This window comes from Rothia endophytica, from assembly GCF_039543885.1.
GTDB lineage: Bacteria > Actinomycetota > Actinomycetes > Actinomycetales > Micrococcaceae > Rothia > Rothia endophytica.
In genome coordinates this window covers 999,428-1,023,065 of sequence record NZ_BAABKP010000001.1, presented here as the reverse complement: position 1 = coordinate 1,023,065, position 23,638 = coordinate 999,428, and the positions used below count along the sequence as shown (strand labels likewise).

Below are 23,638 nucleotides of genomic sequence, written 5' to 3'. Positions count from 1 at the left end.
CAGGGAGGCACTGATGTCCACCAATCCCCTCGCCACCAATCAACGTTCAGTCCTGGTGATTGGAGGTGGGCCCGCCGCTTGGAGGTTCGCCAAGGCCTTCATTGAAAAGGACGCCGGCGCCTCCCACCTTACCGTGCTCAACGATGAACCATACCTCCCCTACGACCGTGTAGCCCTCGAACAGATTTTCATCGACCCAAACCGAGATCTCACCCTGGGCAATTCAGATCTATGGACCAGCCCGCACATCACCCTGGTCAACGGCGTAAGCGCCACTGCCATTGATCGAAAGAACCGCACCGTCCGCGCCACCGATGGTCGGTCCTACCCCTACGATGAGCTAGTCCTAGCTACCGGCTCCTCGGCCGTCAAAATCCCCATCCCTGGCTCCGAATCAGCGCATGTCTTCCGCACCATTGACGGTGTGAAAAACGTCGTCAGCGAAATGGAGCGACTCAGTGAAAAACTGGGACGTGCCCCCAAAGCTATCGTGGTTGGCGGCGGTCTGTTGGGCCTTGAAGCAGCTGAGGGTCTCAAACACCTGGGCGGCGAGCCAACCATTTTAGACGTAGCTCCCTGGCTCCTTTCCATCGAGGTTGATCAGGGCGGCGGCTTCGCCGTCAATGCGGCAATCCGAGAAGCTGGGATTGAGATTGAAACCGGTGCCTTTATTTCATCCATCAACCGTGACGCTAACGGAGAGGTTGTTTCTGTATCAGTTGCAGATGGCATGGGCGATGAAGCAGCTATTCACAACCTGCCCGCTGACATCGTCATGATGGCAGCAGGGATCCGCCCTAATGACCAACTTGCTAGGGATGCCGGGCTCAAGGTCGGCGAGCGCGGTGGCGTACTGGTTGCCCCCAACTGCCAGTCGGAGGACCCCACCATCTGGGCTATCGGCGAGGTTGCCTGCATTCTGGGCCGAACCTGGGGTCTGGTGGCACCGGCTAACCAGATGGCTGAGGCAGTGGCAACTAACCTGACCGGGGGCGATGAGTCTCTAACTGACTTTGATATTGCGACCAAGCTGAAGTTCTCCGGTCTTTCTGTGGCTGGTTTCGGTGACCGACGTGGCACTACTCCGGGTTGCCTTGAGATTGTGTATGCCGATCCCGCGCGCGGGATGTACCAGAAGATTGTCACTACCTCGGATGCTAAGACCCTGCTGGGTGGCGTCTTTGTGGGCGATACTGACCCTTACGATTCTTTGAAGCCTCTGCTGGGTCGTGAGTTGCCGGCTGAGCCTAATGCCTATCTCTCAGCTTCCGGTGGGGACGGGGTTCCTGATACCGAGTTGCCTGATGACGCTATCCTGTTTTCCTGCAATAACGTTAGCTTTGGCTCTATTCGTGCAGCTGTAGCAAACGGCGACCAGGATGTGAACTCCATCAAGAAGAGCACCACTGCTGGCACCCAGTGCGGTAACTGTGTCCCCATGATTCAGAAGACCTTGAATCAGACCATGGCCAAGATGGGGCTGGAAGTTTCTAATGCCCTCTGTGATCATTTCGAGTTTTCACGTGCTGAACTCTTCCAGGCAGTCCATGCTGTGGCTGAATTGGATGACTTCTATACTGTACTGGAGCGCTTTGGCAAGGGCGAAGAGGGCTGTGCAATCTGTAAGCCGACGGTTGCCTCCATCCTGGCGTCCACCCGCAAGAGCTACGCTCTGGACGGCGGCCGTGGCACTCTGCAGGACACCAACGACCGCAACCTGGCTAACATGCAGAAAGATGGCACCTACGGTGTAATCCCCCGCATCCCGGGGGGTGAAATCACCCCGCAGAAGCTGGCGGTGATCGCAGAAGTTGCCGGCGACTTTGGCCTCTACACCAAGATTAATGGTGCCCAGCGTATCGGTTTGTACGGTGCACGCTTGGAGCAGCTCCCCGAGATTTGGAAGCGTCTGGTGGAGGCCGGGTTTGAGTCGGGCCAGGCCTACGGTAAGTCACTGCGCAACGTCAAGAGCTGTATCGGTAGCGCCTGGTGCCGCTTTGGCATGCTGGATTCGGTGCAGATGGCTATCGATACCGAGAACCGCTATAAAGGTCTGCGTTCACCCCACAAGTTCAAGATGGGCGTTTCGGGCTGTAACCGTGAATGTGCTGAGGCTCAGGGCAAGGACGTTGGGGTAATTGCCACCGCTAATGGCTGGAACCTCTACTTCGCAGGTAACGGTGGTGCGACTCCCGCGCACGGTCGTCTCTTCGCCAAGGACCTGGATCAGGAGACTGCTTACACCTACATTGACCGTTACCTGATGTACTACATCCGCACCGCTGATAAGCTACAGCGCACTGCCCGTTGGGCTGAGGACCTAGACGAGAAGTTCGGGGATGCCATCGAGCACCTGCGCGAGGTAATTATCGACGACAAGCTGGGTCTCTGTGAGCAGCTGGATGCCGACATGCAGTACCACATTGACCATTATGAGGACGAGTGGGCCGCGACTTTGCGTGACGAGAAGCGTTTGCGCCGCTTTAGGGCTTTTGTCAATGAACCGGAAGCTAATTCGGCAGGTGACCGCATGTATGTGCTGGAACGCCATCAGATTCGCCCGGCAACCGAGGCAGAAATAGCTGCGGCCGATGGCGATCTTGAGGGTGAGGACGCCGGTGAGAAGGTTCTAATTGCCGGAGCTAGCCTGCCGGTGCATGCAGGCTAGATAGTGCCCATGTGACCTCGTGTGACGCGGCGATTACAGGCCCGTTCATGCGAGGTCATGCAAGTGGGTGAAGTCCCCTACCCCGTGTGAGGATGAAGGGTAGCGAGTTTTCTAGGGATAGGAAGAAGCGTGTTCGCTGATCTTGATGTAGCCAGTGCCTCTGTGCTGCTCTGCGGAACTTCAGAACGGGTGCGCCAGGTTGCGCCTAAGTATCAGGCCGCCGCTGAAATAACGAGTGTTTACTCCCCTGACTTACTTCCCTCTGCTATAGAAGGTGTTTCCCCCTCTGTGGTCGTCATCTGTGCCGAGCAGCCCAATGAGATTGCTAGCTGGCGACAAGCGGTGAAAACCGCGCGGAGTAGCAGGGGCCTGCACGCAGTACTTCTTGTGGATAGCGAACCTGCGCCCCAGCAAGTCGGAAGAGTCTACCTCATAGGAGCAGGACCAGGTGACCCCGGGCTCATGACCCGCCATGCCCTTGAGGCCCTCAGCCGGGCGGACGTCGTCCTCCTTGACCACCTGGCCCCACACCAGGATCTGCCCCGTTGGGCACCCAAAGCGGAAATTATCGATGTGGGAAAGACACCCGGCAAGCACCGGGTACCCCAGCGCGACATTGACCAGCTCATGGTCCAGTATGCCCAAGCCGGGCGCACCGTAGCCCGCCTCAAGGGGGGTGATCCCTACGTCTTTGGCCGGGGCGCTGAGGAACTGTATGTCTGTGAGCAGGCTGGTATACCGGTAACGGTGTATTCGGGAGTTACGTCGTCGATTGCCCTCCCCGCCCTTGCCGGAGTTCCCATCACCTTACGCGGTGTCTCGCACATGTTCACGGTGGTGTCTGGTCATGCCCCCCTGAGCGGCTCAGAGCTGGACCAATTAGCAGGCCTGCTCAAGGATGGCGGTACAGTCTCCTTGCTCATGGGTGTGAAGTCTCTACCCCACACCGTTGCCGGTTTGCGCAAGCGCGGGGTGCCGGAATCCTTACCTATGATTGCTGTGCAGGACGGTTTCCGCCCCAAGCAGCGCGAGATATACGCAACCTTAGATGACTGCCTTGAGACCCTAGCCGATGTGAAGCCACCTGCCGTAATTACCCTGGGTGAGGTGTGCGCGGTTGCCGGCCCCCGCCGCGATGAGGTGATGGCTCGGGCCTTCGAGACCCATTAGTGTTACAGGTATTGGCTCTCTCTGTTGCGGGCCCACAGGGCTCGCAGAGAGTCACCTAGATTTCGACGCGTCCGCCGGTTTTCTCCTTCTAAGGAGTGAGAAAACCGGCGGACGCGTCTAAGAACTAGCTCTAGACCAGCTGCTGCTCGTCCGCCTCCATTGCCCAGCGGGCAAAGCTTAGGGACGCGTCCGCGCGCTCAGCCAGGTAGGCGCGAATCAGGCGCTCAAGGTAGTCTTCGAGAAGGTCAGCTTCAACTTTAAGCCCGCGCACAGTACGCCCAAGGGTGCCGGCTGCATCGTTCTGGTAGTCGGCCAGACCCCCACCGAGGTGTACTTGGAAGCCCGGTACTTGGCGTCCGTCCTCGGTAGTAATTATCTGGCCCTTGAGCCCAATATCTGCGGTCTGAATACGGGCGCAAGAGTTGGGGCAGCCGTTAATGTGCAGGGTCAGGCGCTCCGGGAGCTGGTCAGCAACATCGGCTAGGCGCTCTTCGAGGTTATCAATCACCCGCTCTGCGGTGGACTTTGTTGCCACAATCGCCAGCTTGCAGTATTCGATACCGGTGCAGGCGATGGTAGAGCGGCGGAAGACGGACGGACGCGCGTAAAAGCCCAGTTTCTCAGCTTCGGCGATGAAGGGCTCAACATCATCTTTTTCGATGTCGAGCACGACCAGCTTCTGGTAAGGGGTGGTGCGCAGGCGGGTGGAGCCGTACTTTTCAACCAGGTGGGCTAAGTCAATGAGCTGGCTACCGCTAATGCGGCCCACGGTGGGGGTCAGACCGATGTAGAACTTGCCGTCCTTCTGAGCGTGCACGCCAACATGATCACCGGTCACAGTGGGGGTCTCGGGGGCGGGGCCGTCGGGCAGAGCGTAACCCAGGTACTCTTGTTCTAGTACCTGGCGGAACTTTTCAACGCCCCAGTCAGCGACCAGGAACTTCAGGCGGGCCTTGTTGCGCAGGCGGCGGTAGCCGTAGTCGCGGAAGATGGAGATGACGCCCTTCCAGACCTCAACGGCCTGGTCCTGGGTGACGAAGACACCGAGGCGTTCGGCCAGCTTGGCGTTAGTGGATAGACCCCCACCCACCCACAGGTCATAACCGACGCCCAGGTCGGGGTGGGTCACACCTACGAAAGCAATATCGTTGATTTCGTGGACGACGTCCTGGCTGGGGTGGCCGGTGAAGCAGGTCTTGAACTTGCGTGGCAGGTTCGAGAAGGCAGGGTCGCCGATGTACTTTTCTTTGATGTCATGGATGACCGGGGTAGGGTCAATCAGTTCGTCAGCCGCGATACCGGCTAAGGGCGAGCCCAGAATGACGCGGCTAACGTCGCCGCAGGCCTCAGTGGTATCGAGATTCACCTCAGCCAGGCGGCGCCAGATTTCGGGCACATCTTCTACCTGCACCCAGTGCAGCTGCACGTTTTGGCGGTCGGTCACATCGGCGGTATCACGGGCGAAATCTCGGGAGATTTCCCCGATTACGCGGGTCTGCTCGGTGGTGAGCTGACCTGAGTCGATTCGCACGCGCAGCATGAAGTACTTATCTTCAAGCTCTTCTGGGCTCAGCGTGGCGGTGCGTCCGCCGTCAATCCCCTGCTTACGCTGGGTGTAGAGTCCCCACCAGCGGAAGCGTCCGTGGAGATCATCTGAGTCGATGGCATCGAAGCCTTCTTTGGAGTAGGTGTCGATGATACGCTCGCGCACGTGCAAGCCGTCGTCAGCTAGCTTGAATTCTTCATTGGCATTGAGCGGGGTCTTGCCGTCGATTTTCCACTGACCGTTGGGCTTCTTAGAGACAGGTTTGCGACGAGACGGGGTTGCGGCCTGGTCAGGACGGGCGGTGAGGGTTTTTGCCATGGGTTCTAGTCTTTCGTGTGTGTGGTGCTGGTAGCAAGAGGGTGAATTGAGGGAGGAACTGTTTCCTGGTAGCCGGTGGGACGGCGCGGTGTCAGCTGGCGGCTTCGCAGTACCCCGCGGACGCTCAAGAACAGTCCGGTCAGGGCAGTTGCCAGAATCAGCGGCAGGCTATAGGGAGCAAGAGCCGGGGCAAGGCCGATGAGGTAGGGCAGGTGGGTTACGACGAGGCAGGTGCCCACAAAGCCCCCGAGTGCGGTGGGGTTGATGCGGGTGACCAGCCAGGCGGCAAACGGGGCAGCGAGGACACCGCCGGCTAGCAGAGCGAGGACGGGCAGGAGGTGCTCAGTCAGTTCCTGCCACATGCCCAGAACAAAGCCCAGGCTAGCTGCTAGGGTCACCAGGAATTCAGCCGTATTGACGGTACCCACTATTCGGCGGGGTTCTGTTTTGCCGATGCTCATCAGGGTGGAACTGGTGACCGGTCCCCAGCCTCCTCCACCGGCGGCGTCAACAAATCCTCCGAAGAGCCCTAGGAAGCTGAGGGTTCGGGGGGTGGCGGGGGCGCCGGTGCCCCGGGCGGTACGCCGTCCGGTTGAAAAGCGGAGGACCAGGTTGATGCCGATGAGAGTCAGAATAGTTGCCATGACCGGCTTGGCGGTGGCCAGGGAGAGGTTGGAGAGCAGTGTGGCTCCGGCAAAGGCCCCTACCGCCCCGGGCAGGCCCAGGCGAAGTACAACCTTCCAGTCGATGTTATTGAACCGCCAGTGACTCACACCCGATGCGAGGGTGGTGCCGAGTTCTGCCACATGAACAACTGCGGACGCGCTGGCCGGGTTCATCGCGGCAAGGGCAAGGAGCAGGGTGGATGAGGTGGCACCGAACCCCATGCCGAGGCTGCCGTCGACCAGTTGGGCAAGCAGACCGCCTAGGGCGATGAGAAGTAGTTTGTTCATGGTGGTATTCGTTCTGTGAAGGGCTCTAGCGGACGAGTCCTGCGGCGAGGGTGGTGCCATCTGCCTGATTGATGAGCAAAAGGGAGCCTACCAGCCCGCGCCCGCTGTAGGGTTCGGTGGGTAGGTCTTCTGCCAGTTGTAGGGTGACGGTGGCGATGTCATTCAGTTCGATGGCTTCACCGGGGTGTTCATGGTTGGTGTCGATATCGAGTAGGGAGTCGATGGAGGTCAATCGAGCTCGCACCAGGGAGGTGCCGTAGCGGAGTTTTACCTTGGCGCCGGGGCGTAGGGGGGTGTCAGCCAGTCCTACCAGGGTGGCGGTGAGCTCTCGGTTGCCCTCGGGGCGGTCGGCTCCTGCGATGAGGTCGCCGCGGGATAGGTCAATATCGTCTTCCAGGCGCACCACGATGGAATCTCCGGTGGTGGCAGTAGCGGCTTCACCGTCTGCGGTGTCGATATGGGTGACGGTGCTGGTGCGCCCCTGCCCTAGGTGCACGGTATCCCCCACGGCCAGGTGCCCGGCGGCAATACGGCCAGCGTAGCCCCGGTAGTCAGTGCCCTGGGGTCGGATGACGTACTGAATGGGCAGGCGCAGACCCAGCTCAGACGTAGCGTCGGTGACCTCCACGGTTTCTAGGTAACCAAGCACGGTGGGGCCGGTGTACCAGGGGGTATTGGTGGATGGTTCCACCACGTTATCCCCCTTCAGCGCGCTAATGGGGATGACGGTGACCTCGGCAACCCCTTTCTCCTGCGCTAGAGCCGTAAATTCCTCGCGAATCTGCTCAAAGGTGTCCTGAGAGTAATCCACCAGGTCAATCTTGTTGACCGCCAGAACTACTTGGCGCACGCCCAGCAGGGCTGCGACCGTCAGGTGGCGGCGGGTCTGGGTCACCACGCCGTGGCGGGCATCGACGAGCAACACTACGACCTGGGAGGTTGAAACACCCGTAACGGTATTGCGAGTGTACTGCACATGGCCTGGAGTATCAGCCAGAATGAAGGTGCGCTCAGCGGTTGAGAAATAGCGGTAGGCCACGTCAATGGTGATGCCCTGCTCACGCTCGGCGCGCAGACCATCAACCAGTAGTGATAGGTCAAGGCCATCGTGGCCGCGCTCACGGCTGGTGCGCTCGACTGCTGAGAGCTGATCGGCCAGCACACTCTTGGTGTCGTGCAGTAGGCGGCCCACGAAGGTTGATTTGCCGTCGTCGACACTACCGGCGGTGCACAGACGCAGGGTCTGACGAGTTGCGAGCTGGGCGGACGCCGGTGCCCCGGGTGCCGCCTCGCTGTCGGTGGGGTGGGTGAGCAGAGTCATTTTAGAAGTAACCTTCCTTTTTGCGGTCTTCCATGGCTGATTCGCTGAGGCGGTCGTCCGCGCGGGTTGCGCCGCGTTCGGTCAGTGTTGAGGTGGAGATTTCGGTGATGATGTCCTGTACCGTGCTGACTTCAGACAGCACGGCACCGGTGCAACTCATATCACCGACGGTGCGGTAGCGTACCCGGCGAGTTCCAATGGGTTCGCCCTTGCTGGGGCCACCCCACTCCCCCGCGGTCAGCCACATGCCGTCGCGGTTGAAGACTTCGCGCTCGTGGGAGAAGTAGATAGGGGGAAGCTCGATAGCGCGGGCACCGATGTATTCCCAGATATCGGCTTCGGTCCAGTTGGAGATGGGGAAGACACGGATGTTTTCGCCGGGCAGGTGCCCGCCGTTGTAGAGGTTCCACAGTTCGGGGCGCTGGCGGCGGGGGTCCCAGCCGCCGAAGGCATCGCGCACCGAGAAGATTCGCTCTTTAGCGCGGGCTCGTTCCTCATCGCGGCGAGCGCCACCGAGAACTGCGTCATAACCTTGCTCCTCGATGGTTTCAACCAGGGGCACGGTTTGCAGGGGGTTACGGGTGCCGTCGGGTCGCTCCTGAAGTTCCCCCCGGTCAATCCAGTCCTGGACCTTGGCAACGCGCAGGCGGGCGCCGGTGCGCTCAACCAGGCGGTCACGGAAGTCGATGACTTCAGGGAAGTTGTGGCCGGTATCCACGTGGAGTAGTTCAAAGGGCACGGGTGCAGGTGCGAAGGCGCGGCGGGCTAATTCGTAGACAACTACGGAGTCTTTGCCGCCCGAGAAGAGCAGGGCGACCTTGTCGAATTGCCCGGCTACTTCACGCAGGATGTGGATTGACTCGTTTTCTAGGTCTTTGAGGTGAGGTGAAAGGGTTCCTGCTGTTGTGGTGCTCATGTGTGTAGTCCGCATTCTGTCTTGGTGAATCCTGCCCAGCGTCCGCTGCGGGGGTCTTGGCCAGCTTCGACCTTGGCGGTGCAGGGGGCACAGCCGATGGAGGGGTAGCCTGCCTTGGTCAGGGGGTGAACGATGAGGTTCTTGTCTTCGATGTACTGGTCGGTGTCTTCCAGGCTCCAGGTGACCAGGGGAGAAATTTTCAGTCTGCCGTTGGGGTCAATGTCCAGTGCCGGGGTGGTGGCGCGAAGCGGTGAATCTGCCCGGCGTAGGCCGGTTATCCAGCCGGTGTAGGGGGCCATGGACACGGCCAGGGGCTCTACCTTGCGCATGCGGCAGCAGGCGGCGGGGTCGGCGCTGTAGAGGTTGATGCCGTAGCGTGCATCCTGCTGGCCGACAGTGAGCAGAGGCTTAGCCCTGACCAGGTTTTGGGGGTAGCGTTGCTCTACCTGCTGAGCCACATCAAGGGTCTCGGGAAAGTGATAGCCGGTATCGAGGAAAAGAAAGTCTGAGTCAGGTAGGTAACGGCTGGCTAGTTCAGCCAGCACCGTGTTTTCCATGGAGAGAGTTACCACCAGCTTGCCTGCCACATGTTCGTGGGCCCAGGTCAGGATTTCTTCGGCGCTCGCGTCGTAGAGGGCATCCGCATAGCGATCCACGAGTTCCCGGTTGGCCTCTTTCTCGGCGTCGGAGAGCTGGGCGGGCTCGGCCGTTCCCTCTGGGCTGATCGCAGGATTTTCCAGCGGTGCGGCCGGTGAACCAAGACCAAAGTTTTTAAAGCTCACGGATGAGGGTTCCATAGTGTTCCTTTCATAACAGTTCTTAAGGTCGAATTGTTTGAAAGTCTAGGCTTATGGGGGCGGGGTGGTCGATTTATTTCGGGGACCGAGTCATGGGGCGACATTTTTACGTCATAGGTCTTAACAGGGGGTAATTTTTACGCTCTAAAGTTTGCGTCAGGCCCTGAGAGCCAACTACTGTGCACCACTGGCGGCAGGCTTACCTGTCATCTAATGAAACGGGCGTACCGCAGATAGACCCGGGGCATGCCACAATGGTATTTATGCGTATTTTGTCTATTCAGTCCGCTGTTGCCTACGGCCACGTAGGTAATTCAGCCGCAGTCTTCCCGCTCCAACGTCTTGGCCACGAGGTCATGCCCGTCAATACCGTCCTGTTCTCAAATCACACCGGCTACGGTGCCTGGCGAGGCCCGCTGATTTCGGGTGACGACGTCCGCGAGATTGTCACCGGCATCGAAGAGCGGGGCGGCTTGGTCGACACCGCCTTGGTTATTTCCGGTTACCAGGGTGGCTCATCCATCGGTGATGCCATTCTTGATGCCGTTGCTAAGGCCCGCGCAGCCAACCCTAACGTCCTCTACTCTTGCGACCCGGTGCTGGGCAACGCAACCAGTGGCTGTTTCGTCTCCCCCGAGGTGCAGGAGCTCATCCGTGATCGCGTAATCCAGCACGCCGACATCATCACTCCCAATCAGTTTGAGCTGGGCTTCGTAACCGGCACGGACCCTAAGACCCTAGATGAGGTCCTTGAGTCTGTGGGCGCAGTCCAGAAGGTTGGCCCCCAGACAGTGCTGGTCACCAGCGTCAACACCCCTGAAACCCCCGACGACTCTATTCAGATGCTGGCCGTTTCAGGCGATGAGGCCTGGCTAGTCACCACTCCCCGCTTGCCCATGAAGGCTAACGGCTCGGGAGACGTTACCCAGGCCCTCTTTGCCTCTCACTTCGCAGCGGGCAAGAGCCTGAAGGAAGCACTGGAACTCACCACCGCCAGCGTCTACGAACTGCTGAAAAACACCCTGGTCTCGGGCCAGCGTGAACTGCAGCTGGTTGAGTCCCAGCAGGCCTACGTTGAACCTGCTGAGACCTTTGAGGCGGTAGCGGTTAAGCGCTAAGAGCAGCTAGGGCTTCGTTAGCCCGCTCCAGGGCAACCGAAGCGATTACCGCAGCAGAGGCGGCCTCACCGGGTAACACGAGCGGCTCGGCGACGACCGCCTTTTCTGTGCCCTGATAAGCCTTGGTGAGTTTTTTGTGGAAGTAGCCGCGGGCCAGCAGGTAGGTTGAGATGTATTCGGCCTGGTTACTCTCCCACGCCTGTTCGATGGTAGGTTCGATATCGGCGACAAAGCCGTAGGGCACCCGCCGGCTGAGCAGGGTACTGAATACTTCTGCCTGGTAGAGCACAGCTTCACGGCCGTCTGCCCGTGAGGAACCGGCTGCCGCCATGGCGATATCGTCGTAGCCGTCCCAGCCCGCTTCTTCTAGCCGCTGACGCTGGAGTTTGGCAAGGGCTGCTGAGGGGCCCAGTGCGCGAGCAATTGTGGTAGTCAAGTGGCTGGCGCTGGCAGCTGCCTGCCTCATGTCATGTTCGGTGTGGTAGCCCGGTGAAAGCAGCAGGGGTACAAGGACGGCGGTCGCCCCGGACGGCAAGCCTTGCAATACCTGCGGCAGGGAGGGTTCTTGCACATCTACATAGGCTTCGTGCACAGCGTAGGTTCCCGGAGCCTGAGCCTCGACCAGGGCAGTGAGCTGCTCACGGATGAGATTGACGGCTTGACGGCCCTGGGGGTTATCGGTTCCGTGGGAGGCGGCGACCAGGTGAATCATGAGGCTCCAGTCTGCTGTTGACACAGCACAGTGGGTGGGGCTGACCCCACCCACTGTACAGGACAATCAACAGCATGAGAGATACACCCCCACCCGTCATATATCTTGATTAATTCTCCATAACGGGAGCGAAGATGACCGTCTCTGCCTCTTCAATCACGTGCTCCACGGTGCCAGCCTGGATATCTAAACCCTACCTTCGATAGCACTGTTTTCAAGACATCCAACTATTCCGCCTCATACAGCAGCCCCCGCTCGCGCATAACGCTTCTGGCAGATTTATTCTGCCCGGCGAATCACTTTGTACTGAGCCGCCTGAGCCACCGGCCGCATGGTGATGTGGTCCAGGTTGATATGGTGGGGAACGTTCACCGCGAAGGTGACGGTCTGAGCGACATCCTCAGCCAGCAGGGGCTTGTCCACGCCAACGTAGACCTTAGCTGCGGCATCTTCCGACCCCAGGCGGTTACGAGAGAACTCTTCGGTGTGCACCATGCCGGGGCGTACCTCAATCACACGCACGTTATGTTCAGCTTCTTCCAGGCGCAGGGTTTCGGTCAGGGCCCGCTCACCGAACTTGGCGGCGTTGTAGCCCGCTCCCCCTTCGTAGCCGGCTTCAGCCGCGGTTGAGGTCAGGTTAAGGACGGTGCCCTGGCCATTCTCGCGCAGGGCTGGCAAAAAGGCCTTGACCATATGGAGGGTGCCAATCACGTTAAGCTCGAACATGGCCGACCAGCCAGCAGGGTCGGCATTCGCCACAGAGTCAGCCCCAATAGCACCGCCAGAGATATTAACGAGAGCATCGAGACGACCGCCGGTTTCACCCAGAATCTCCTGGGCGCGGGCGGTGACCGCCTTTGCGTCCGTAATATCAAGGACGACCGGATGCACCGAAGTGCGTGAGGCCAGCTCCTCGAGGCGGTCAGCGCGGCGGGCTACAGCGTAAACCGTCCAGCCGGTAGCAGTCATCAGCTCGGCGGTGGCACGGCCGATTCCAGAAGAGGCACCGGTCACCACAGCAACCTTACCGGCATGAGCATCGGGGGCAAAGGGGCTAGCAGGCAGGTTCATGTGAACTCCTCACGGTAGGTAATCTCTGACCTCTATCCTACTGCTCACAGAACCCTCTGCCCGGGTGCATGCTGGAGCCAGACATGAGAGAATGGACAGCATGGCTGAAATCAACCAGGGCACAGACACGCCCGTAGAAATCAATGTCCCCGCTAAGCCCGGCCTCGAAGGCCTTGAAGCGAAGTTCACTCAGAACTGGGCTGAGCACAACACCTACGCGTTCGACGAAAAGACCACCCGCGAGCAGGTCTACTCGATTGACACCCCGCCGCCCACGGCGTCCGGTTCACTTCACGTCGGTCACATGTTCTCCTACACCCAGACCGACGTGATAGCCCGCTACCAGCGCATGAAGGGCAAGAACGTCTTCTACCCCCTGGGTTGGGACGATAACGGTCTGCCCACCGAACGCCGCGTGCAGAACTACTACGGCGTACTCTGCGACCCCGCGATCCCTTATGACCCCGATTTCACAGCGCCCGAAAAGCCCGCCAAGAACCAGCGTGACTGGCCCCGCATCTCCCGCCAGAACTTCATCGAACTCTGTGAAATTCTAGCGGTTGAAGACGAAAAGGTCTTCGAAGAACTCTTCACCACCCTGGGTCTGTCCGTGGACTGGTCACACACCTACCGCACCATCGATGCCCGCTCTCGCAAGGTCTCCCAGCTGGCCTTCCTCAACGACCTAGCAAGCGGCGATGCCTACATGGCAGAAGCCCCCACCATGTGGGATGTCACCTTCCGCACCGCGGTTGCCCAGGCAGAACTAGAAGACAAAGAACGACCCGGCGCCTACCACCGCATTTCCTTCCACCGCGAGAACGGCGAGAAGGTCTGGATCGAGACTACCCGCCCCGAGCTACTGCCCTCCTGTGTTGCTCTGGTCGCCCACCCCGATGACGAGCGCTACAAGCCTCTCTTCGGCACCAAGGTCACCTCTCCTCTCTTCGGTGTTGAAGTCGAAATCAAGGCCCACCCCCTAGCCCAGCCGGATAAGGGTGCCGGTATCGCCATGATTTGTACGTTCGGCGATACCACCGACGTCACCTGGTGGCGCGAACTGCAATTGGACACCCGCGCCCTGATCGGCCGCGACGGCCGCTTCTCATCCGAGACTCCGGAGTGGATCACCAGCCAAGAGGGACGCGAGCGCTACAAGCGTATGGCTGGCGCTACCGTCTTCACCGCCCAGAAGACCGTTGTTGAGATGCTGGTCGAAGTCGGTGAAATGGACGGCGAGCCCAAGCCCATCACCCACCCGGTCAAGTTCTACGAAAAAGGTGATAAGCCCCTCGAAATCGTAGCCTCCCGTCAGTGGTACATCCGCAACGGTGGTCGTGATACCGAGCGCCGCGAGGCTCTGATAGAGCGCGGACGCGAAATGACCTGGCACCCTGCCTTCATGCGCTCCCGCTACGAGAACTGGGTTGAGGGTCTCAACGGCGACTGGCTCATTTCCCGTCAGCGCTTCTTCGGCGTGCCCTTCCCCATCTGGTACGCACTGGATGCTGAGGGCGAGCCCAACTACGATGCTCCCATCCTGCCCACCGAGGACATGCTCCCCGTTGACCCGGCTTCCCAGGCTGCCCCCGGTTTCACCGAAGATCAGCGTGGAGTGCCCGGAGGCTTCGTTGCTGACCCCGATGTCCTGGACACCTGGGCGACCTCCTCCCTGACCCCGCAGATTGCTACTGGCTGGGCCGTGAACGAGAAACTGCACGAAGTCACCTTCCCCATGGACCTGCGTCCTCAGGGTCACGACATCATCCGCACTTGGCTCTTCTCGACCGTGGTTCGCTCCAACTCCTTGGAGAACACCGTTCCCTGGACCAACACCGCCCTGTCGGGGTGGATCCTGGACCCGGACCGCAAGAAGATGTCAAAGTCCAAGGGCAACGTGGTGGTCCCCAACGACGTCCTTGAAAAGTACGGTTCGGACGCGGTGCGCTACTGGGCTGCTTCCGCAAAGCTGGGCGCCGATACCGCCTATGATGAAGCGCAGATGAAGATTGGCCGCCGCCTGGCGATCAAACTGCTTAACGCTTCTAAGTTTGTTCTGGGTCTGGGTGCTACCGCTGATTCAGTGCTGACCAGCCCCGAGCAGGCCACCACGGTCGTCAACGAGCTGGATCTATCCCTACTGGCACGCCTCAACACCCTAGTTGAGAGCACCACCGAAGCCTTTGAGAACTACGAGTACGCCCGTGCTCTGCAAATCTCAGAGACCTTCTTCTGGCACTTTACCGATGATTTCGTAGAACTTATCAAGGATCGCGCTTACGGCAACGTGGGTGAAGACCAGCAGGCCTCAGTTCTGGCGGCTCTTGCAACGACCCTCGATGCTATGCTGCGTCTCTTCGCTCCCTTCCTACCTTTCGTCACCGACGAGATTTGGAGCTGGTGGCGTGCTGGCTCCGTGCACCGTGCACCCTGGCCCACCACCGAAGGCTATGCAGCACTGGTAGCAGATGCTGATGCCGAGGTGCTGCCCACCGTTGCAACCGCTCTAAGTGGGCTGCGCAAGGCAAAGAGCGAGGCCCAGGTCAAACAACGCACCGAGGTTGAGAGCGCTGTCATCACCGCTTCTGCCGCTGACGTTACCCGACTGACCGCAGGTTTGAACGACCTCAAGGCTGCCGGCAACGCCCGCGCCATCACCCTAGTTGAGGGTAAAGGCGAGCTGACTGTCTCTGACGTTGTTCTGGTAGAAGACGCCGAGTAGGCGCAACTCACCCCCCACTCTAAGCGCCCCGGGTACCTCACGAAGGTAACCGGGGCGCCTTTTATAGGAGTATTCCCATTTACTGCCCCGGTAGAATGGGTACACCCTAACTATCAAGCTCAACCGTTGAGGAGTAGCGTGCCCACCACTCGGCGTCCCTTCGATTCTGGCTACCCCGTCTACCGTGGTGGAAATGACAGCAATCCCAGCAATCTTCTGCACCCCTTCACACAGGCAGACCGCCGGGTTGATGGAAGCTGGTTGGATCATTTCTTCTTTGTCTTCGCTGGGCTTGCCTCTGCATGGCTGGCTATCGTGGCCCTGGTGGACGCGGTGCATCACAGCTGGTGGGGAATCCTTTTAGCTCTTGTTTTCTGGGGTATCGCCGCCTACATGACGTTGCCACGGTTGCACAGAATCCTCACCACCCTTTATGTGCCCAGCTACTTTATTGGCCGCACCCGCACTAACGACGGTCTCTTGGGGGACCCCGTCAATCTGGCTTTTCAGGGCGAGTCAGTAGACGTTCACCGTGCCATGAAAAATGCCGGCTGGCACAAAGCGGAACCGGTTACTTTGGCTTCTTCCTGGCGGATCATTATCAGAACCATCCGCCGCCTCCCCTACCCTACGGCACCGGTTTCACCACTTTTCCTCTTCAACCGAAAAGAGGATTTCGCCTACCAGCAGGAAGTTGACGGCTCCCCTAGCAAGCGCCATCATATTAGGTTCTGGAAGACTCCGGCAGATTGGAAGTTGCCCGGTGGTGCTGAGGTTGACTGGCTATCTGCCGCTACCTACGACCGGTCCGTCGGTCTCTCCCTCTTCACTTTCCAAGTGACTCACAAGATTGATGCTGAAACCGATAAAGAACGTGACTATGTGGTCGATACAGTGCGTTATTGCCATCCCTCAAGCACCTCGCTTGATGTCATCAAGGATTTCTCGACCGGTTACCACTCACGCAACGGCGGCGGAGATAACATCATCACCGATGGTCACTTGCCCATTCTAGATGTGCACGATGTTGTCGAAGAGGCTATGGAGATCCACGATCACCATGAAGAGTCCCGCTACTCTTACCACCGCACACCCTGGCAACTCGCGGAGCAGGCACCGCTCAGTGTCTGGGCCGCTGCGGCTTGTGTGGGCGTCCTAGCGCTGATTCAGCTGGGCTTGGGTCTGTTGCACCTGCCTGATTACACTGCGTCGTCCCTTACCCTACTGGGCGACAGAGATGTTGCCCTCGCTGATTTCACCAACCAATATGCCGATATCACCCTCATTGGTGCGCTGGTGACCCTCGCACTGGTTCAGGTTATCCTCTCAGCTGCTGTGATTCGGGGGCGTCGGCGTGCCCGCAAGGTTCTCTTAGCCCTGCTGAGCGTTTCTTTCGTCATTAATGCCATTACCGTTTTCACCGGCCAGGCTTCTGTCAGTACGCTCTACGCCGTCTACGTTCTGATGGCGGTCCACGTCTTTGCACTCATTGAGTTCACCGATGACGGAGCGGTCAACTACACGCATAACGCCACTGAAACCCGACGTGGCCGACGTCAGCAGAAAGCAAACAGCGCTAGCTAGCAGCCTGAGGCAGAGTAACCCTCACTATCAGCTGCCCATGCCTGAATAACTAGTTGCTCAAGTATTTCACGGTCAACTGTATCGAGATTGGTGATATACACGCAGGAAGCCCCGAGCCTGTGGCGGCCCAGAGCTCCTGCGAGTTCTTCAAAGTTGGGGGCAGACGGTTAGCCCGTAGAGGGTGATGGCAGTAGCCTTAAGCTGATCTGGCGCTTAAGCTTGCGTTATCTCGCCACTGAAACTTCTACTTCTGGTTAAAAATGGGGCCAACCTTTCGGGGGCGCTTTATTTCGTAGAAACCGGGGTACCCAGCCAGAGTGACAGCTGCATCAAAAACCTTGCCAGCTTCTTCACCCGTAGGCGCCGGGCTCATGACAGGTCCAAAGAAAGTTACCCCATTGATGCTCATCAAGGGGACGCCGATATCGTCGCCACCAGCAGCATCCAGCCCCTGACGTGTCGAGGCGCGCATCTGCTCGTCGTATTCTTCGGTGAAGGCAACCTGGCTTAACTCTGCTGGAAGACCGACAGCTGCTAAAGCAGCGTCAATAGCCTTCTCAAAGTAGGTGCCTTCCGTGTTCTTCTGGTGATGAATTTGCTCACCCAGTGCCGTGTATAGTTCGTCCAACTTTTCTTGTCCGTACTGCTCCGCCACGACGGTTGATACACGTGCTGGGCCCCAGGTGTTATCAACGTGCTTACGGTAGCCGGGGTCAAGATCTCTCCCCTCATTGAGAACAGCGAGTGAGAAGGGGTGCCACGTCACCGAAATATCACGGAGCTTCTCCACATCCTTAATCCAACGGCTGGTCATCCAGCACCAGGGGCAGGTAGGATCAAACCAAAAATCAACAGTATTCTGAGCCATAACTTCTTCTTTTATGATTAGGCAGATTTCTTTTCAACATCTTTTTCGACCACCAGAATGGGGTCCTTTTCCCCCAGCACCACCGCTTCATCAATGATGACAGCGGTGACATCCTGACGGCTGGGAATATCAAACATGACTGGTTGCAAGAGGTTCTCCATAATGGAACGCAGTCCGCGAGCGCCGGTATCCCTTGCCGTTGCCTGACGAGCGATAGCCTCAATGGCGGCATCCTCAAAAATCAGCTCAACGTCATCGAGGGCAAACATGCGCCTGTACTGCTTGACCAGTGCGTTCTTGGGTTGAGTCAGAATGGCAACCAGGTCTTCTTCAGTCAGTTTGCCTAGGGTGGCAAGTACCGGGAGGCGGCCAATGAATTCTGGGATTAACCCAAATTTAAGGAGATCCTCGGGCATCAGCTTAGTGAGGATGTCTGAATCCTTGGAGGCTTGTTCGATGGAAGCTCCAAAGCCAATTCCCTTACGGCCAACGCGTCCGCCTACTATCTCTTCGATACCGGCAAAAGCGCCAGCCACGATAAAGAGAATATTTGAAGTATTAATACGCAGGAGCTCTTGCTGTGGGTGCTTACGGCCACCCTGGGGCGGCACAGAAGCCTCGGTGCCTTCAAGAATTTTCAGCAGCGCCTGCTGCACCCCCTCACCTGAAACATCACGAGTGATAGAGGGGTTATCTGCCTTGCGCGAGATTTTATCAATCTCATCGATGTAGATAATGCCGCGCTGCGCTTTCTCAATATCACCATCAGCAGCCTGAATAAGTTTGAGCAGAATGTTCTCGACATCCTCACCGACATAGCCTGCCTCCGTTAACGAGGTCGCATCGGCAACAGCGAAAGGAACATCAAGTTTTTTAGCCAGGGTCTGAGCAAGGTAGGTCTTACCTGAGCCCGTAGGTCCAACTAAGAGAATATTAGACTTAGCGATTTCAACATCTTCACCTTCAGTGGCAAGGATTTCTTGGGCATCAAAGGCAGTGGCACTCAGGGCGCGGATTCGCTTGTAGTGGTTGTAAACAGCTACAGATAGGGCTCTCTTCGCAGCCTCTTGCCCAATGACATATTCCTGCAAGTGGTCAAAAATTTCGCGGGGTGTTGGTAACTCTACCGTGGCGCCTAGGTCTTTGACCTCGGCCAGCTCTTCTTCGAGGATTTCGTTGCACAGTTCAATGCACTCATCGCAGATGTAGATATTCGGCCCAGCGATGAGCTTTCGCACCTGTCGCTGGTTCTTACCGCAAAATGAGCATTTAGGAAGTGTCGCACTGTCGCCGAGACGCGCCATCGAACTCCGCCTTTCCTCGTGTATATCACTCCTAATCTACCCCTTAATGGGGATAGACCCAAGACTGCTGACACCGTTGCAATATTACGTTTAGATGAAGATAAGTGAATAACCTCTTAGCCCACACCACGTAGGTTTTGTATTTGACCTAAAAAGGGTGCCGCCTACCGGTGACCCGACCAATGCTGGTGGGTGCGGTAGGCGGCGTCCTGGCCACTGAAAAGCTATGAGTTCTTAGTCGTGCTTCTTAGCGGTGTTGAAGGTGGGCTTTACTGCCTTACGGGATTCGAGCACCTGGTCAACAATGCCAAACTCCTTAGCCCCCGAAGCCGTGAGGATGTGGTCGCGCTCAATAATCCTGTCGACCTCTTCAAAGGTCTTGTTAGAGTGCAGTGCAAGAGTTTCTGAAGTCCACTCACGCATGCGCATCACTTCATTGGCGTGAATTTCAATGTCAGACGCCTGGCCACCCTGCTGACCTGAAAGAGCAGGCTGGTGAATGAGCACGCGAGCGTTGGGAAGTGCCAGACGCTTGCCAGGGGTACCCGCAGCCAGCAGAACTGACGCCGCAGAAGCGGCCTGACCCAGACAAACAGTCTGAATTTCAGGGCGGATGTACTGCATGGTGTCGTAAATAGCGGTCATCGCGGTGAAGGAACCACCGGGTGAGTTGATGTAAAGGGTGATGTCGCGATCAGGGTCCTGCGACTCCAGAACCAGCAGCTGGGCCATAATATCGTCAGCTGACGCGTCGTCCACCTGTACACCCAAGAAGATAATGCGGTCCTCAAACAGCTTAGCGTAGGGATCCTGGCGCTTGTAGCCGTAAGGGGTGCGCTCTTCAAAGTTAGGCAACACGTATCGGTCGGTGGGCATACCGGCAGGCGCGGTAGATGAGGGAAGGTGAATCATTCGTGTTCTCCTGAAAAAACTAAAGTTGCCGGTTACTGATCGGTGGCGCTGGTTGCGGGGCCGATGCGGTCAAGAATCTTGTCGAAGAAGCCGTATTCCAGGCCCTCTTCAGCGGTGAACCAGTTGTCGCGATCATTATCGCGCAGGATGGTCTCTAAGCTCTGACCGGTGCGCTCAGCGGTAATCTGCGAAAGGCGCTTCTTCATGTCAAGAATGAGCTGGGCCTGAGTGCGGATATCAGATGCTGTACCACCAATGCCGCCGGAGGGCTGGTGCATGAGAATGCGGGCGTTGGGGGTTGAGTAGCGCTTACCGGGAGCTCCTGCGGTCAGCAGGAACTGGCCCATGGAAGCAGCCATACCAGTGACAACGGTGACCACATCATTGGGAATCAGCTGCATGGTGTCGTAGATAGCCATGCCAGCGGTGACTGAACCACCGGGTGAGTTGATGTAAAGGTAAATATCAGCTTCGGGATCTTCTGCCGAAAGCAAGAGAAGCTGTGAACAGATGCGGTTGGCATTATCGTCACGCACCTCTGATCCCAGCCAAATAATACGTTCCTTGAGCAAACGGTTGTAGACGTAGTCGTCCTGGCCGCCCATGGGGGTTTCCATCACCGGTACCTGCGTTGCTGCGGGAAGGTTGAATGACATAAAGTCAGCTCCTCAATCGGGTCAGGTGCCGGGTGGGCACCAAAGATTTTCTTGACATTCAGATTATCGCTAAAAACGCCGGCGCGAGGGGTAAAAGGGGCTCAGTTCGCTGATGGCATGTAGCGGTACCTTTTGTGACCGCTCTGGGCGAACAAACATACCCAGTGACACCCTGCGTCCCCTCTAGTGGTAGCAGGCGATGGGGCCGCTAGGGCCCTGGAGAACCTCGATTTCCGTGTTGAAGATTTCGGTCAGTAGCTCCGGTTGCATGATTTCTCCGACCGTGCCAAAAGCAGCTAGTTTGCCGTCCTTGATGGCGCAGATGTGGTCGGCGTAGCGGGCGGCAAAGTTAATATCGTGAAGTACCACGATAATGGTTCTGCCAAATTCACGGGCGGCTGCCTGCAGGTGCTTCATCATTTGCACTGAGTGCGAGATATCGAGGTTATTGAGCGGTTCATCCAGCAGTACGTATTCTGTTTCCTGGCAGAGCACCATGGCTACATAGGCACGTTGACGCTGACCTCCGGAGAGCTCTTCTAAGTAGCGGTGCTCTAGTTGAGTGAGGTTAAGGAAGTCGATGTAGCGGGAGATGATCTCTTCATCCTGCCGGGTCAGGCGCCCTTTGCTGTAGGGGAAGCGGCCAAACCCTACGAGCTGACGCACGGTGAGTTTTGTGACGTAGTGGTTTTCCTGGCGCAGGATGGAGAGAACCTTAGCCAGGTCTTTTGATTTAGTGGAGGCAATGTCAAAAGAGCCGACGGTGATGGTGCCGGTTTCAATATCGAGAAGGCGCCCCATCATGGTAAGAAGAGTGGATTTGCCCGCGCCGTTGGGGCCCACCAGGGCGGTGATGCCCCCGGCTGGGATGCTGAGATCAACGGGCCCGATACTGGTTTCTGATGAGTAGGATTTGGCGACCTGCTCGAGGGTGATCACAGTTTGCCCTTTCTGAGAATAATGATGAGGAAGGCGATACCGCCGACCAGTTCGATGATAATACCTACAACACCCTGAGCTGAGAAGATGTGGTTCATGATGAAGTAAGCAGCTGCCAGGGTGGCGAAGGCAAGCAGGATAGACATGGGGAAAAGATAACGGTGATCAAAGGTGTCTGTTGCCTGGTAGGTCATCGTAGCCACAAGGAAACCCAGGAATGTAAGGGGGCCAACGAGGGCTGTAGAAACTGCCATGAGCACAGAGACCAGGACAAGAACCACAATTGCTTGGCGGCGATAGGAAATCCCGAGATTGGTTGCCGCAGGGGCACCTAAACTGAGGGTATTGAGGGTGCGGGATTTTGCCCAGAGAATCAGGACGCTAACCAACACCAGTGGAACAGCGATGGGGTAATACTCGGGTTCAGCATTATTGACCGAAGCAAAGAGGCGGGCAGTGAGCACATCGAATTCGCTGGGTGTCAGCATTCGCTGCATGAAGGTTGATACCGAGCCAAGACCGCCCCCAATAACAACTCCTACCAGAAGCATGACGTGCATATTGGCGTGTTTACCGGTCAGCAGCCAGGAGTAAATCAACAGGCTGAGGGCTACCATCATGATGGTTTGGAAGATGAAGGTGTCGAGCGTCCGAGCAGCAACCAGCCCTGTAACCCCTGCAAAATAGACGGTAGCTGTGTGAATAGCAGTGTAAAGAGCCTGGAAGCCCAAGATGCCTGGAGTAATGATGCGGTTGTTGGTCACCGTCTGAAAGGCAATGGTTGCTACTGCCTGGCAGACGGCGGCTATTCCCATCGCAATGAGTGCGTTGCCGCGGCGTTCGGCAATCAACCACCATTTCTGGCTCCCCATTTCAAAAGGATTCTTATAGGCGAGTAAACCAAAGGCAGCTAATACAGCAATGACCCCGAGTACGGCCAAAATGATCCAATAGCGGCGAGCTGCACCGAGGGTTCTAAAGGCACCAGCACTGCGGTAAGACTTAGGCGCTGATAAAGATCGGACGGGTAGTAGGCGGCGCGTGGCAGGTTTCTTATACACGTCGGCGTCCCCTCATAATCAGGAAGATAAAGACCAGAGCACCAACAATGCCCAAGATGACAGAGACAGGTATCTCGAAGGGTGCGATGATAAGACGGCCAATCAGATCACAGACAGTAACCACTCCAACGCCCGTCAGTGCCACCCAGGGAAGGTTAGAGCGCAGATCGTCTCCACGAAAGATGCTGACCATATTGGGCACGATCAGCCCGAGGAAAGGTAGAGAACCAACAACAACTGTCACCACTCCGGTGGCTACCGCAATAAGTACGGTACCAACCAGCATGATGCGGGCGTAGTTGAGCCCAACGTTGGTGGCGAATTCTTCCCCTAGGCCGGCAGCCGTCAGCCGGTCCGCATACCAAAAGATAACCGCTACCACGGCAAGGACTACCCACAAGACCTCGTACTGACCGCGGATTACCGAGGTAAAGCTACCGGCGAACCAGACGCCCAGGTTCTGCAAAAGGTTGGTCTGCAAGGCAAAGAAGGTTGAAAACGAGCTGACCACCGCACCCAGCATTATTCCCACAATCGGCACGATGAGAGAAGAACGTAGCGAAACCCTGCGTAGAAAGAGGAAGAAGACCATAGAACCAATAAAGGCAAAGAAAACCGCAGCCATCATCTGCTGTAACACCGTGGACGCCGGGAAGAAAAAGAGCATAAAAAGTAGCCCCAGCCCTGCCCATTCAGTGGTGCCCGTGGTAGTTGGCTCCACAAATTTATTTTGAGTGAGCATCTGCATGACCAGCCCGCTCATAGCCATAGCTGCTCCTGCCAGTACCAGCGCAATCGTGCGCGGTATACGGGTATTGGCAAACATCTGGGATCCATCAGACTTCCCAAAAATGTCATACTCCCCCGTTAACAAGGAGACCGCGAGTAGAGCAAGAACGACCAGTAGGCCAATCAGCAGTTTAGTATCAAAAAGTGGCGCACGGGTGCTTTTAGCTCGGTTACTAGTTATCGTCGTCATAAATGCCTCAAGGAGTCACCCCG

The 23,638-nt window shown here is 57.6% G+C and carries 19 protein-coding genes; 5 read left to right on the top strand and 14 right to left on the bottom strand.

Going from position 1 to position 23,638, the window contains the following annotated elements:
- Window positions 1-13 precede the first annotated feature (13 nt).
- Both nirB and cobA read left to right on the top strand, forming a co-directional pair.
- The gene (nirB, locus tag ABD982_RS04610; RefSeq protein ID WP_345445119.1) at window positions 14-2,668 is read left to right on the top strand and encodes a nitrite reductase large subunit NirB; all 2,655 of its coding nucleotides are present in this window, start codon (window positions 14-16) and stop codon (window positions 2,666-2,668) included.
- A 129-nt stretch (window positions 2,669-2,797) separates the two neighbouring features.
- Window positions 2,798-3,838: a uroporphyrinogen-III C-methyltransferase gene (cobA, locus tag ABD982_RS04605; RefSeq protein WP_345445117.1), complete on the top strand. Its 1,041-nt coding sequence runs from the start codon at window positions 2,798-2,800 to the stop codon at window positions 3,836-3,838.
- Between the two features lie 130 nt (window positions 3,839-3,968).
- On the opposite strand, the gene ABD982_RS04600 is transcribed toward cobA, so the two are convergent.
- From ABD982_RS04600 to ABD982_RS04580, 5 genes are read right to left on the bottom strand one after another with little or no spacing between them, the layout of a single operon-like run.
- A complete protein-coding gene (locus ABD982_RS04600) occupies window positions 3,969-5,702 on the bottom strand; it encodes a nitrite/sulfite reductase (RefSeq protein WP_345445115.1) in 1,734 nt (577 codons plus the stop codon).
- Between the two features lie 5 nt (window positions 5,703-5,707).
- Window positions 5,708-6,655, bottom strand: coding sequence for a sulfite exporter TauE/SafE family protein (locus tag ABD982_RS04595; protein WP_345445113.1), 948 nt, complete (start codon window positions 6,653-6,655; stop codon window positions 5,708-5,710).
- A gap of 25 nt (window positions 6,656-6,680) precedes the next feature.
- Complete coding sequence (locus ABD982_RS04590) at window positions 6,681-7,976, bottom strand: sulfate adenylyltransferase subunit 1 (protein WP_345445111.1); 1,296 nt, start codon at window positions 7,974-7,976, stop codon at window positions 6,681-6,683.
- Between the two features lies 1 nt (window position 7,977).
- The gene (cysD, locus tag ABD982_RS04585) at window positions 7,978-8,907 is read right to left on the bottom strand and encodes a sulfate adenylyltransferase subunit CysD (RefSeq protein ID WP_425570009.1); all 930 of its coding nucleotides are present in this window, start codon (window positions 8,905-8,907) and stop codon (window positions 7,978-7,980) included.
- Window positions 8,889-9,689, bottom strand: coding sequence for a phosphoadenylyl-sulfate reductase (locus ABD982_RS04580; RefSeq protein ID WP_345445107.1), 801 nt, complete (start codon window positions 9,687-9,689; stop codon window positions 8,889-8,891). Before ABD982_RS04580 ends, cysD begins: the two co-directional genes overlap by 19 nt.
- A 263-nt stretch (window positions 9,690-9,952) precedes the next feature.
- Here ABD982_RS04580 and pdxY point away from each other — a divergent pair, with 263 nt between their 5' ends.
- Window positions 9,953-10,807 (top strand): pyridoxal kinase PdxY, encoded by an 855-nt coding sequence (pdxY, locus tag ABD982_RS04575; protein ID WP_251378861.1) that lies wholly within the window; start codon window positions 9,953-9,955, stop codon window positions 10,805-10,807.
- On the opposite strand, the gene ABD982_RS04570 is transcribed toward pdxY, so the two are convergent.
- Both ABD982_RS04570 and ABD982_RS04565 read right to left on the bottom strand, forming a co-directional pair.
- Window positions 10,797-11,543, bottom strand: a complete 747-nt coding sequence (locus tag ABD982_RS04570) for a sirohydrochlorin chelatase (protein ID WP_345445104.1) — start codon at window positions 11,541-11,543, stop codon at window positions 10,797-10,799. The genes pdxY and ABD982_RS04570 overlap by 11 nt on opposite strands.
- A 255-nt stretch (window positions 11,544-11,798) precedes the next feature.
- Window positions 11,799-12,590 carry an SDR family oxidoreductase gene (locus tag ABD982_RS04565; protein ID WP_345445102.1) on the bottom strand — a complete coding sequence of 264 codons (792 nt, stop codon included), beginning with the start codon at window positions 12,588-12,590 and terminating at the stop codon, window positions 11,799-11,801.
- 100 nt (window positions 12,591-12,690) lie between these two features.
- On the opposite strand from ABD982_RS04565, the gene valS reads away from it, so the two are divergent.
- Complete coding sequence (gene valS, locus ABD982_RS04560; RefSeq protein WP_345445100.1) at window positions 12,691-15,312, top strand: valine--tRNA ligase; 2,622 nt, start codon at window positions 12,691-12,693, stop codon at window positions 15,310-15,312.
- A 138-nt stretch (window positions 15,313-15,450) separates the two neighbouring features.
- The gene (locus tag ABD982_RS04555) at window positions 15,451-16,896 is read left to right on the top strand and encodes an LssY C-terminal domain-containing protein (protein WP_345445099.1); all 1,446 of its coding nucleotides are present in this window, start codon (window positions 15,451-15,453) and stop codon (window positions 16,894-16,896) included.
- Between the two features lie 244 nt (window positions 16,897-17,140).
- On the opposite strand, the gene ABD982_RS04550 is transcribed toward ABD982_RS04555, so the two are convergent.
- The 7 genes from ABD982_RS04550 to ABD982_RS04520 all read right to left on the bottom strand — a co-directional run bounded on the left by ABD982_RS04550 (window position 17,141) and on the right by ABD982_RS04520 (window position 23,615).
- Complete coding sequence (locus ABD982_RS04550) at window positions 17,141-17,764, bottom strand: mycothiol-dependent nitroreductase Rv2466c family protein (RefSeq protein WP_345445097.1); 624 nt, start codon at window positions 17,762-17,764, stop codon at window positions 17,141-17,143.
- Window positions 17,765-17,781: 17 nt separating this feature from the next.
- Window positions 17,782-19,068, bottom strand: a complete 1,287-nt coding sequence (clpX, locus tag ABD982_RS04545) for an ATP-dependent Clp protease ATP-binding subunit ClpX (protein WP_345445095.1) — start codon at window positions 19,066-19,068, stop codon at window positions 17,782-17,784.
- Between the two features lie 234 nt (window positions 19,069-19,302).
- A complete protein-coding gene (locus ABD982_RS04540) occupies window positions 19,303-19,980 on the bottom strand; it encodes an ATP-dependent Clp protease proteolytic subunit (RefSeq protein ID WP_251378868.1) in 678 nt (225 codons plus the stop codon).
- Window positions 19,981-20,012: 32 nt separating this feature from the next.
- A complete protein-coding gene (locus ABD982_RS04535; protein ID WP_285835620.1) occupies window positions 20,013-20,636 on the bottom strand; it encodes an ATP-dependent Clp protease proteolytic subunit in 624 nt (207 codons plus the stop codon).
- Between the two features lie 183 nt (window positions 20,637-20,819).
- Window positions 20,820-21,575, bottom strand: a complete 756-nt coding sequence (locus ABD982_RS04530; RefSeq protein ID WP_251378869.1) for an iron ABC transporter ATP-binding protein — start codon at window positions 21,573-21,575, stop codon at window positions 20,820-20,822.
- Entirely contained in the window at window positions 21,572-22,636 is a 1,065-nt protein-coding gene (locus ABD982_RS04525) for an iron chelate uptake ABC transporter family permease subunit (protein ID WP_345445090.1), read from the bottom strand. Before ABD982_RS04525 ends, ABD982_RS04530 begins: the two co-directional genes overlap by 4 nt.
- Window positions 22,629-23,615, bottom strand: a complete 987-nt coding sequence (locus ABD982_RS04520; RefSeq protein WP_251378871.1) for an ABC transporter permease — start codon at window positions 23,613-23,615, stop codon at window positions 22,629-22,631. Before ABD982_RS04520 ends, ABD982_RS04525 begins: the two co-directional genes overlap by 8 nt.
- Between the last annotated feature and the right edge of the window lie 23 nt (window positions 23,616-23,638).

Bases quoted from the DNA above. Each gene is read 5' to 3' on its own strand.
- nirB (WP_345445119.1), top strand. From the start codon at position 14: ATGTCCACCAATCCCCTCGCCACCAATCAACGTTCAGTCCTGGTGATT.
- ABD982_RS04600 (WP_345445115.1), bottom strand. From the start codon at position 5,702: ATGGCAAAAACCCTCACCGCCCGTCCTGACCAGGCCGCAACCCCGTCT.
- ABD982_RS04595 (WP_345445113.1), bottom strand. From the start codon at position 6,655: ATGAACAAACTACTTCTCATCGCCCTAGGCGGTCTGCTTGCCCAACTG.
- ABD982_RS04590 (WP_345445111.1), bottom strand. From the start codon at position 7,976: ATGACTCTGCTCACCCACCCCACCGACAGCGAGGCGGCACCCGGGGCA.
- cysD (WP_425570009.1), bottom strand. From the start codon at position 8,907: ATGCGGACTACACACATGAGCACCACAACAGCAGGAACCCTTTCACCT.
- ABD982_RS04580 (WP_345445107.1), bottom strand. From the start codon at position 9,689: ATGGAACCCTCATCCGTGAGCTTTAAAAACTTTGGTCTTGGTTCACCG.
- pdxY (WP_251378861.1), top strand. From the start codon at position 9,953: ATGCGTATTTTGTCTATTCAGTCCGCTGTTGCCTACGGCCACGTAGGT.
- ABD982_RS04565 (WP_345445102.1), bottom strand. From the start codon at position 12,590: ATGAACCTGCCTGCTAGCCCCTTTGCCCCCGATGCTCATGCCGGTAAG.
- valS (WP_345445100.1), top strand. From the start codon at position 12,691: ATGGCTGAAATCAACCAGGGCACAGACACGCCCGTAGAAATCAATGTC.
- ABD982_RS04550 (WP_345445097.1), bottom strand. From the start codon at position 17,764: ATGGCTCAGAATACTGTTGATTTTTGGTTTGATCCTACCTGCCCCTGG.
- clpX (WP_345445095.1), bottom strand. From the start codon at position 19,068: ATGGCGCGTCTCGGCGACAGTGCGACACTTCCTAAATGCTCATTTTGC.
- ABD982_RS04540 (WP_251378868.1), bottom strand. From the start codon at position 19,980: ATGATTCACCTTCCCTCATCTACCGCGCCTGCCGGTATGCCCACCGAC.
- ABD982_RS04535 (WP_285835620.1), bottom strand. From the start codon at position 20,636: ATGTCATTCAACCTTCCCGCAGCAACGCAGGTACCGGTGATGGAAACC.
- ABD982_RS04520 (WP_251378871.1), bottom strand. From the start codon at position 23,615: ATGACGACGATAACTAGTAACCGAGCTAAAAGCACCCGTGCGCCACTT.